The 8777-nt window shown below is 76.2% G+C and carries 9 protein-coding genes; 1 reads left to right on the plus strand and 8 read right to left on the minus strand.

What is annotated here, in order from left to right; translation table 11 throughout:
* Positions 1-59: 59 nt before the first annotated feature.
* Genes ACFQH9_RS29190 through ACFQH9_RS29215 form a run of 6 tightly spaced genes read right to left on the minus strand, consistent with a single transcriptional unit; the run spans position 60 to position 4474 of the window.
* Positions 60-1022: an ROK family glucokinase gene (locus ACFQH9_RS29190; protein WP_379571151.1), complete on the minus strand. Its 963-nt coding sequence runs from the start codon at positions 1020-1022 to the stop codon at positions 60-62.
* 1 nt (position 1023) lies between these two features.
* Positions 1024-1461: a hypothetical protein gene (locus ACFQH9_RS29195; RefSeq protein ID WP_379571153.1), complete on the minus strand. Its 438-nt coding sequence runs from the start codon at positions 1459-1461 to the stop codon at positions 1024-1026.
* 55 nt (positions 1462-1516) lie between these two features.
* Positions 1517-2782, minus strand: coding sequence for an ArsA family ATPase (locus ACFQH9_RS29200; RefSeq protein ID WP_379571155.1), 1266 nt, complete (start codon positions 2780-2782; stop codon positions 1517-1519).
* Between the two features lie 32 nt (positions 2783-2814).
* Positions 2815-3255, minus strand: a complete 441-nt coding sequence (locus ACFQH9_RS29205; RefSeq protein WP_379571157.1) for an SRPBCC family protein — start codon at positions 3253-3255, stop codon at positions 2815-2817.
* A 22-nt stretch (positions 3256-3277) separates the two neighbouring features.
* The gene (locus tag ACFQH9_RS29210; RefSeq protein ID WP_379571159.1) at positions 3278-4066 is read right to left on the minus strand and encodes a metallophosphoesterase family protein; all 789 of its coding nucleotides are present in this window, start codon (positions 4064-4066) and stop codon (positions 3278-3280) included.
* A 12-nt stretch (positions 4067-4078) separates the two neighbouring features.
* Positions 4079-4474 carry a polyketide cyclase / dehydrase and lipid transport gene (locus ACFQH9_RS29215; protein WP_379571161.1) on the minus strand — a complete coding sequence of 132 codons (396 nt, stop codon included), beginning with the start codon at positions 4472-4474 and terminating at the stop codon, positions 4079-4081.
* 202 nt (positions 4475-4676) lie between these two features.
* Here ACFQH9_RS29215 and ACFQH9_RS29220 point away from each other — a divergent pair, with 202 nt between their 5' ends.
* Positions 4677-6488 carry an AMP-dependent synthetase/ligase gene (locus ACFQH9_RS29220; RefSeq protein WP_379571163.1) on the plus strand — a complete coding sequence of 604 codons (1812 nt, stop codon included), beginning with the start codon at positions 4677-4679 and terminating at the stop codon, positions 6486-6488.
* Positions 6489-6503: 15 nt separating this feature from the next.
* Here ACFQH9_RS29220 and ACFQH9_RS29225 read toward each other — a convergent pair whose 3' ends face one another.
* Both ACFQH9_RS29225 and ACFQH9_RS29230 read right to left on the minus strand, forming a co-directional pair.
* Positions 6504-7637 (minus strand): glycosyltransferase family 4 protein, encoded by a 1134-nt coding sequence (locus tag ACFQH9_RS29225; protein ID WP_379571165.1) that lies wholly within the window; start codon positions 7635-7637, stop codon positions 6504-6506.
* 132 nt (positions 7638-7769) lie between these two features.
* Positions 7770-8777 (minus strand): NlpC/P60 family protein (locus ACFQH9_RS29230; protein WP_379571167.1); only part of this gene is annotated, 1008 nt, incomplete at its 5' end.

Raw genomic sequence — 8777 nt, forward strand, 5'->3', positions numbered from 1 at the left:
GGGCCGTCCGACGAGGGCCGTCCGACGAGGGCACCGGCCGAACCGGCGCCCCGTCCGACTCAGCGCGCCGCCTGCCCGCTCACGACGGCCTCGCGCGCCAGCTCGGCCGACCCCACCACGGCGGCCGCGGACCCGAGCTGCGCGGTGCGGATGCGCGCCAGCGGCCGGTTGCCCGCGCCGGTGACGATCCGGGCGTAGTGCTCGCGGGCCTCGTCGAGGAACAGCGGCGCCGACACCGAGACCCCGCCGCCGATCACGACCAGCTCGGGGTCGAACACGTCGGCGATCAGCGAGAGGCCCTCCCCCAGCCACCGGCCCATCTCGGCGACGGCGCGCCGGGCCAGCCGGTCGCCGTCACGCGCGGCGGCCGCGACCCGCTGGCCGGTGATCCGGCCCGGGTCCCGCGCGGCCTCGCGGTGCAGCACGGAGGTGCTCGCGTCGGGGTCGGCGAGCATCTCCAGCGCCGTCGTGGCCAACGCGGTGCCGCTGCAGTAGCGCTCCCAGCAGCCGCGCTTGCCGCACTCGCACGGGCGGCCGTCGGGCACCACGCGGACGTGCCCGAACTCCGGCGCCACCCCGAAGGCGCCGCGGAACAGCGCGCCGTCGAGCAGCAGCGCCCCGCCGATGCCGGTGCCCAGGGCCACGAAGACCACCGTCGACGCGCCGGCGGCAGCCCCGTAGCGGCGCTCGGCCAGGGCGGCGGCGTTCGCGTCGTGCTCGACGACGACCGGGACGCCCAGCCGCTTGCGCATCCGCTCGGCCACGGGGGCGTCCCGCCACGACAGGTGCGGCGCGAACCGGACCAGCCCGCGGTCGGCGTCGATGAACCCGGCCAGCGCCAGGCCGACCGCGGACACCTCGTGGCGGTTCGCGAGCTCGCTCACGCAGGCGGCGATGGTCGCCTCGAGGGCCTCGTCGCTCTTGGGCGTGGCGGCGCTGGCGCTGTCGATGACCTCGCCCTCGGGGTCGACGACCCCGGCCCGGACGCTCGTGCCCCCGACGTCCACCCCGACGGTCAGCACGTCAGGCCCGGACCACGCGGATGTGCTGGACCCGCCGGGCGGCCCCGGATCGGGACTCCCCGCCGCGGGTTCCGCCGTCTCCACCGTGTGCGGCGTGTCCGCCGTCCGCGCCGCGGGTCGTGCCATGTCCGCCCTCTTCCTCGGATCCACGCCCCGCAGCTCTGCCGGCCGTTCCCTCCGCCGCCGGGTCCGGCAGCTCCTCCACCAACGTCCGCAGCACCGTCAACAGTCCCGCGGCGTGCTCGGCCAGTCGTACCGCCAGCTCCGGGCGCTCGCCGCGCAGCAGCGCGAGCAGGGCGCAGACCGGGCAGGACGCGCAGCTCGACGGGGTCCCCTCGGCGGAGCGGGCCACGTCGAGCAGCGGCCCGACGCGCTCGAACGCGGCCGTCGCGAGGGCGCGCAGTTCCCGGGTCAGGCTCTCCGAGTGCGCGCAGCTCACCCGCGCCTCCCCGGGACGGCGTCCGTCACCGCTGCCGCCGTCACCGCTGCCGCCGTCACCGCTGCATCCAGACCGCCGGGTCCGGCGCGAAGACCACGACCAGGTCCGTGGCGTGGCCCTCGCCCACGAGCCGGGCCCCGGTGACCTCGCAGCGGCGAAGCACGGCCGGCAGGCTCACCCGGCGCCGTGTGGAGCCCACGGTGACGACGAGCTCGTCGCCGACCCGGGTGAGGTCCAGCGGGCCGTCCGCCGCGCCGGGCAGGCGCAGGGCCAGCTCGAACTCCGAGTCGGCGGAGGTGCCGCTGCCCGCGGTGCGCTCGAGGCGCAGGCCCGGGCCGGTGTCCGGGACGGCGGCGACCGGGTCCCCGTCCCCGTAGAGGCCGCCGGCCAGCGCCACCAGGGCCTCCACGCCGGTCGGCTCGGCCGCGGTGTACGGCACGGTGGCGAGCGGGACGGCGTCGCCGCACTCCGCCCGCAGCTCGGCCAGCACGGCCTGCTGCTCGGTGTGCCGCTCCCGCAGCCAGCGCGCGGTCGGGCCGCGCAGCGACGGCGGCGGCGCGGGCATGACCCGGTTGACCACCAGACCGTCGACCTGCAGGTCGTGCAGGGCCAGGGCGGTCAGGGTGCGGCGCGTCTCCGCGGCGACGACCCGCTCGGGGGTCAGGACCAGGCGGATCGAGGTCTCCTCGCGGTCGGCCAGCAGGGCGCGCAGCCCGGCGAGCCGCGCGGCGAGCCGGTCCAGGGCGTCGACGGTCCGGTCCCAGCCCGCGGCCTGCTCGGCGCCGGCCCGTCCCGAGGCCAGCCCGGCGATCATGCCGCGGACGGCCCGGCGGTGCGCCGGGAAGAGCCGCTCGAGGTACCCCGAGAGCGCCTCCGGCAGCCCGAGCAGGCGCAGCGTCTCGGCGGTGGGGCCGCAGTCGACCACCACCACCTCCCAGAGCCCGGAGGTGGCGAGGCGGTGCACCTCGGCGAGCGCGAGGAGGTCCTCGACGCCCGGGAGCACGGTCAGCTCGTCGGCCAGCAGCTCGTCGATCCCGGCCCCCGCGAGCAGCGTGCGCAGGTGCCCCTGCAGGTCGCCCCAGGCGTCGTCGAGCAGCACCCGGGTGTCCACGTGCGCGGCGAACAGCCCCTGCCCGAGGTCGGCGGGCTCGCTCTCGGTGGTGGCGTCGAGACGCTCGCCGAGGGCGTCGCCGAGGGAGTGCGCGGGGTCGGTGGAGACGACGAGGGTCTTGCGCCCGGACCGGGCGAGGCGGGCGGCCGTGGCCGCGGCGAGCGTCGTCTTCCCGACGCCCCCCTTGCCGGTGAACAGCACGACCCGCACGCGCGGCAGCGTAGCCGCCACGGGGCGTGCGCTCAGGAGCGGCTCTCCACGCGGCGCTTGAGGCCCTTGAGGGCGGTGTCGATGATCACCTTCTCGGCCTTGCGGCGCAACATGCCGATCATCGGGATGTTGAGGTCCACGGCGAGGCTGTAGGTCACCGTGGTCGGGGCGCCGCCGGCGGACTCCAGCGTGTACGAGCCGTTCTGCGCCTTCTGCATCTGGCCCTTCACCAGGGTCCAGCTCACCGAGCGGCCGTCCGGCGCCCAGTCGTAGTCGAGGGTGTAGGTGTCCTTGATCGGGCCGGCGTCCATGGAGAACCGCACGCGGTCGGCCCGGTCGGCCCCCTTCTCGAGGATCTCGACCGTCTTCACCTGGTCCGCCCACTCCGGGTAGGCCTCGAAGTCCGCGATGACCGCCATGACCGTCTCGGGGTCGGCGTCGATGGTGATCGAGGAGGTCGTCGCGTCGGCCATGACGCGCACGGTACCGGGCGGATCACCAGCGCAGCACGTACGGCTCACCCGTCTTGCGGAAGTGGCCGACGTTCACGCACTCCGTGGGACCCAGCCGGGCCCGCGGCGCCAGCGGCTGGTGGACGTGCCCGAACAGCGCCGCGCGGGGGCGGTCGCGCTCGATCAGCTCCACCAGCCCCTGCCCGGGCAGCTCCCGCCGCCTGGTGACGACGTCGTAGTACAGCGCGGGCACCGCGGGCGGCGCGTGCGTGCACAGCAGCGCGACGTCCGTGAGCTTGCCGACCGCGGCGAGGTAGTCCTCGGCCGGGACGAGGTGCGGGCGCCAGGGGCCGCCGGTGCGGGCCGGGACGCCGGGCGGCAGCGGCACCCCGCCCACGAAGCCGACGCGCAGCCCGCCGATCTCGACCACCTCGCCGTCGGGCACCCGGGTGCCGGGCCGGACGTGCGCGGGCCAGAGGTCGGGCACGTCGACGTTGCCGGGGATGGCCCAGGTCGGGTCCGGGAGGACGGCGAACATCGCCTCGTACTGCTCGGCGATCGCCTCCTCGATCACGGCGGCCGGGTCGGGGATGCGCGCCCACGCCCGGCGCGCGAACTCGCGGAGCTCGCCGGGCCCGCCGGCGCTGCGCACCTCGCCGAACCGGCGGCTGACCTCCGGGCCCAGGACCCGGCCCAGGATGCCGCCCTCCGGGTTCCGGTAGTCCACGAAGTCGATCAGGTCGCCGAGCACGAACACGGCATCGGCGCCGTCGGCCGCCCGGGCGAGGGCCTCGACGTTGCCGTGCACGTCGGAGACCACATGCACCCGCATGATCTGCAGACGCTACGGGAGCGGGGGCTCCCCCGGCGCCCGGCCCGCCTCCAGCCGCGCCTTGAGGGCGAACGCGATCCGCTTGGCGGCGCGTTGCCGGCGCCGGGTCTCGGCGACGGCGCGGCGCCGGGGCCAGGTCGTCGGCAGGCCGTCCGGCCCGGTGGGGTCGGCGCGCAGGAAGTAGTGGACGACCGTGCCGTCGAGCACCGCCTCCAGCCACACCTCCATGCTCCCGGTGAGCGCGCCGCCGACCGTCCAGCGCACGCCCTCGTCGCCCCGGTCGGCGAGGACCTCCAGCCGCAGGTCCGGCCAGAGCCGCGGCCACACACCCGGATCGGCGAACTCGGCCGCCACGCGGGCACGGGGCGCGGCCAGGAATGTCTCGTCCACCACGTCCACACTGGGCACCGGCCACCTCCTCGCGCCCCCGATCCTCCCGCCCCGACCTGCGGGACCTGCGCCGGGGGCGCGGGCGGACCCGATCGGGGGGTCGGCGGCCCGCCCACGAAGAACCGGACATGTCGGACACCCGGTGGCCTGCCGATCCGCGCGGCGACGCGCTATCTTTCCTCACGAGTAACCTGCCAACGCCGGCCAGGAGGTCAGCATCGTGCGTGAGTACAGCGTCCCCGCGACCGTCACGGTCGGAGCGGAGGAGAACCTCCTCGACGCCGTGTACGCGAACGAGGCCGAGGTCCCGCGGACCACGTCGCTGCGGATCCGGGAGGCCGGCGGCTGGCGGGACGTCTCCGCCGCCGAGTTCGCCGCGCAGGTCACCGCGGTCGCGCGCGGGCTGATCGCCTCGGGCGTCGAGGTCGGCGACCGCGTCGCGCTGCTGTCCCGCACCCGGTACGAGTGGACGCTGGTCGACTACGCGATCCTCGCCGTCGGCGCGGTCACGGTGCCGATCTACGAGACCTCCTCGGCGTCCCAGATCGAGTGGATCCTCTCCGACTCCGGCGCGGTCGGGATCGTGGTCGAGACGGCCGACCACGCGGCCCTGGTCGCCCGGGCGGGCGGCACGCTGAAGTTCGTCAAGGAGATCGCCTCCGGCGCGGTCGACGAGCTCGTCGCCGCGGGCAAGGAGCTGGCCGACGAGCAGGTCCACGAGCGCCGCCGCGCGGTGCAGGCGGACGACCTGGCCACGCTGATCTACACCTCGGGCACCACGGGGCGCCCCAAGGGCTGCGAGCTGACCCACCGGAACCTGCTCACCGAGATCGCCTCGACCCGCGCGGTGCTCTCCGAGTTGCTCACCGACACCGGCTCGGTGCTGCTGTTCCTGCCGCTGGCGCACGTCTTCGGCAAGGTCATCCAGTGCGGGGCCCTCGCCTCCCGCACCGTCATCGGACACACCCCGGACACCAAGAACCTGCTGGCGGACCTGCAGAGCTTCCGCCCGACCTTCCTGCTCGCCGTCCCGCGCGTGTTCGAGAAGGTCTACAACGGCGCCCGGCAGAAGGCGCACGACGAGGGCAAGGGCCGGATCTTCGACGCCGCCGCCGACACCGCGATCGCGTGGTCGCAGGCCGAGGACACCGGCGGCCCCGGCCTGGGCCTGAAGGTCAGGCATGCGGTGTTCGACAAGCTCGTCTACGGCAAGCTGCGGGCCGCGACCGGCGGGCGGGTCGTCGCCGCGGTGTCCGGCAGCGCCCCCCTCGGCGAGCGCCTCGGGCACTTCTTCCGCGGCATCGGGCTGCCGATCCTGGAGGGCTACGGGCTCACCGAGACCACCGCGGGCGTCACCGTCAACGCGCTGTCGGCCCAGCGGGTCGGGAGCGTCGGGCGGCCGGTGCCGGGGCACGCGGTCCGGATCGCCGACGACGGCGAGATCCTGCTGCGCGGCGACATCGTCTTCCGCGGGTACTGGCAGAACGAGAAGGCCACCGCGGAGGCGCTCGAGGACGGCTGGTTCCACAGCGGGGACATCGGCGAGCTCGACGACGCCGGGTTCCTCACGATCACCGGGCGCAAGAAGGAGCTGCTGGTCACCGCGGGCGGCAAGAACGTCGCGCCCGCGGTGCTGGAGGACCGGCTGCGGGCGCACCCGCTGGTCGGGCAGTGCATGGTGGTCGGCGACGGCAAGCCGTTCATCGGCGCGCTGGTGACCATCGACCCCGAGGCCCTGCCCGGCTGGCGCGAGCGCCACGGCAAGACGGCCACGGGCGACCCAGCCTCCGCCGCCGACCTGGTCGACGACCCGGAGCTGCGCGGTGAGATCGCCGCCGCCGTCGAGGAGGCCAACCAGGCGGTGTCGCGGGCAGAGCGGATCCGCAAGTTCCGCATCCTGCCCGTCGACTTCACCGAGGCGGGCGGGGAGCTCACCCCCACGCTCAAGGTCAAGCGCGCGGTGGTGGCGCAGCAGTACGCCGCCGAGATCGCCGCGATCTACGCCCCGGCCGAGACGCCCCAGCCCGCCTGAGCCACCCGGCGGCCGTCAGGGCGTGCCGGCGAGGAAGGTCCGCAGGCGTGCGACCTGAGTGGGGAGCGTCCACTCCTCCTCCATCCAGGTCCGCCCGGCGGCGCCCATCTTCCGCGCCCGGTCGGGGTCGGCGAGCAGGTCGGCGAGGGCGTCGACCAGGGCGTCCCGGTCCCGGCCGTCGACGACGTGCCCGGTCTCGCCCTCGCGCACCGTCTCGGGCGCGCCGCCGCTGTCCCCCGCCACGACCGGCACCCCGCACGCCGAGGCCTCGAGCAGCACGATGCCGAGGCCCTCGACGTCGAGCCCGCCGCCGCGGGTGCGACACGGCAACGCGAACGCGTCCCCGGTCGCCTGGTGCGCGGCCAGTTCCTCCGCCGGGACCGCGCCCGTGAACACGACGTGCTCGGCCACCCCGTGCCGCTGCGCCAGCCGGGGCAGCCGGTCCCGGTCCGGTCCGTCGCCGACGACGAGCAACCGCGTGCCGGGCACCCGCTCGCGCAGCGGGGCCAGGGCCGCGATCAGCGCGTCCTGCCCCTTGCGCGCCACCAGCCGCGACAGGCAGGTGACCACGGGCGCCTCCCCCAGCCGATAGCGCGCCCGCAGCGCGGACCGGGCGGCCGGGTCGGGCCGGAAGACCTCGGTGTCGACCGCGGGCGGCAGGTGCTCGAGCGCGGCCCGCGGCCCGAAGGCCGACGCGAACCGTCCCCGCGTGTAGCGCGACACCACGGTCACGACGTCCGCGTCGTCGCCGATGCGGCGCAGGGCCTGCCGCGCGCCGGGCAGCATCGACCAGCCCACCTCGTGCCCGTGCGTGCTGGCCACCACGCGCCGGATCCCCGCCGAGCGGCGCAGTCCGGGCCCCAGCAGCGCGAGCGGGGCCGCGGCGCCGAACCAGACCGTGGTGGAACCGTGCTCGCGGGCATACGTCGCGGCGCGCCGGGCGACCTCGGGGACCGGCAGCATCAGCGACGTCGGGTGCCGGTGCACCGGGTAGTCGAGAGCCGCGTCGAACGCGGCCGCGCCCTCCCAGGCCGGGGCGTAGACGGTCAGCTCCCCGGGCGGCAACCGGTCGGCCAGGGCCCGCAGGTAGTTCTGGATGCCGCCCCGGCGGGGCGGGAAGTCGTTCGTGACGAGGAGCGTGCGGGCCACCCGGGGAACCTAGCGGGACCGGTGGACCGGCCGGCCACGGCGTGGGCTCCTGCCGCGGCGTCGGGCTCCGCGGCGGCCGGATCGCGGGAGGCNGGAGGCGATCCGGCCGCCGGGGACGGGGAGCGGACGTGGTCAGAGGCGGCGGGCGCCGGTGAACGCGCTGCGCGAGACGGTCTGGTACTTGACGACGTCCCCGCTCTGCGGCGCGTTGAGCATCTTGCCGCCGCCGGCGTAGATGCCGACGTGGCTCACGGGCGAGTAGTAGAAGACGAGGTCGCCGGGCTGCATCTCGCTCCAGGACACCGGGGTGCCGACCCGCGCCTGCGCACTGCTCGAGCGCGGCAGCGTGATGCCGGCCTGCTTGAACGCCCACGAGGTCAGCCCGGAGCAGTCGAACGATCCCGGCCCGCTCGCCCCCCACACGTAGGGCCGGCCGAGCTTGGTCGCGGCCGCCCGCAGGGCGTCGGCGCCCACGCCCGTGCCCAGCAGGACCTCCGGCGCGTCCTCCGCCGGCCCGTTGAGGTCCGCGAGCTCGCCCGGGCTCAGCTGCCGGAGCAGCGCCTCGGCCTCGCCGATCCGCTTCTCGGCGTCGGCCTTGCGGATCCCGATCTCGTCGGCGGCCCGGCGGGCCTCGTCCGCGGCCGTCTGGGCGCGCAGCGTCGCGTCGTCCGCGTCGGCCTGGGTGCGGGCGGCCCGGTCGACCTTGTCCCGCAGGTCGTCGAGCGCGACGAGCCGGTCCGCCGAGAGCGTCTCGAGCGCCGACATCTGGTCCAGGTAGGCCTGCGGCGAGGAGCTGGCGAGCAGGGCGTTGAACTGGTCGAGCCTGCCGTTCTCGTAGAAGGAGAGCGTGACGCCGTCGAGCGTCTCCCGGTAGGTCTCCTCGTCCCCGCGGGCCCGGTCGGCGGCGGCCCGCAGCGGGTCCACCGCCTCGCGGAGCCGGTCGGCCTCGGCCTGCCTGGTCGTGAGGTCGTCCGTGGCGGCGTGCCACTGCTCGGTGAGGGCCTCCGCCTCGCGCCGGACGTCGGCGACCCGCTGCCGCGCCTCCTCCGGGGTCCGCGGCGGCTCGGCGGCGGCCGGGACCTGCACCTCGGGCCCGGCGGGAGCCGACGGCGCCGGGGGCGCCAGCGGCGCCGCCCGGTC

The sequence above is a fragment of the Pseudonocardia lutea genome, assembly GCF_042658055.1.
In the GTDB taxonomy this organism is placed as follows: domain Bacteria; phylum Actinomycetota; class Actinomycetes; order Mycobacteriales; family Pseudonocardiaceae; genus Pseudonocardia; species Pseudonocardia lutea.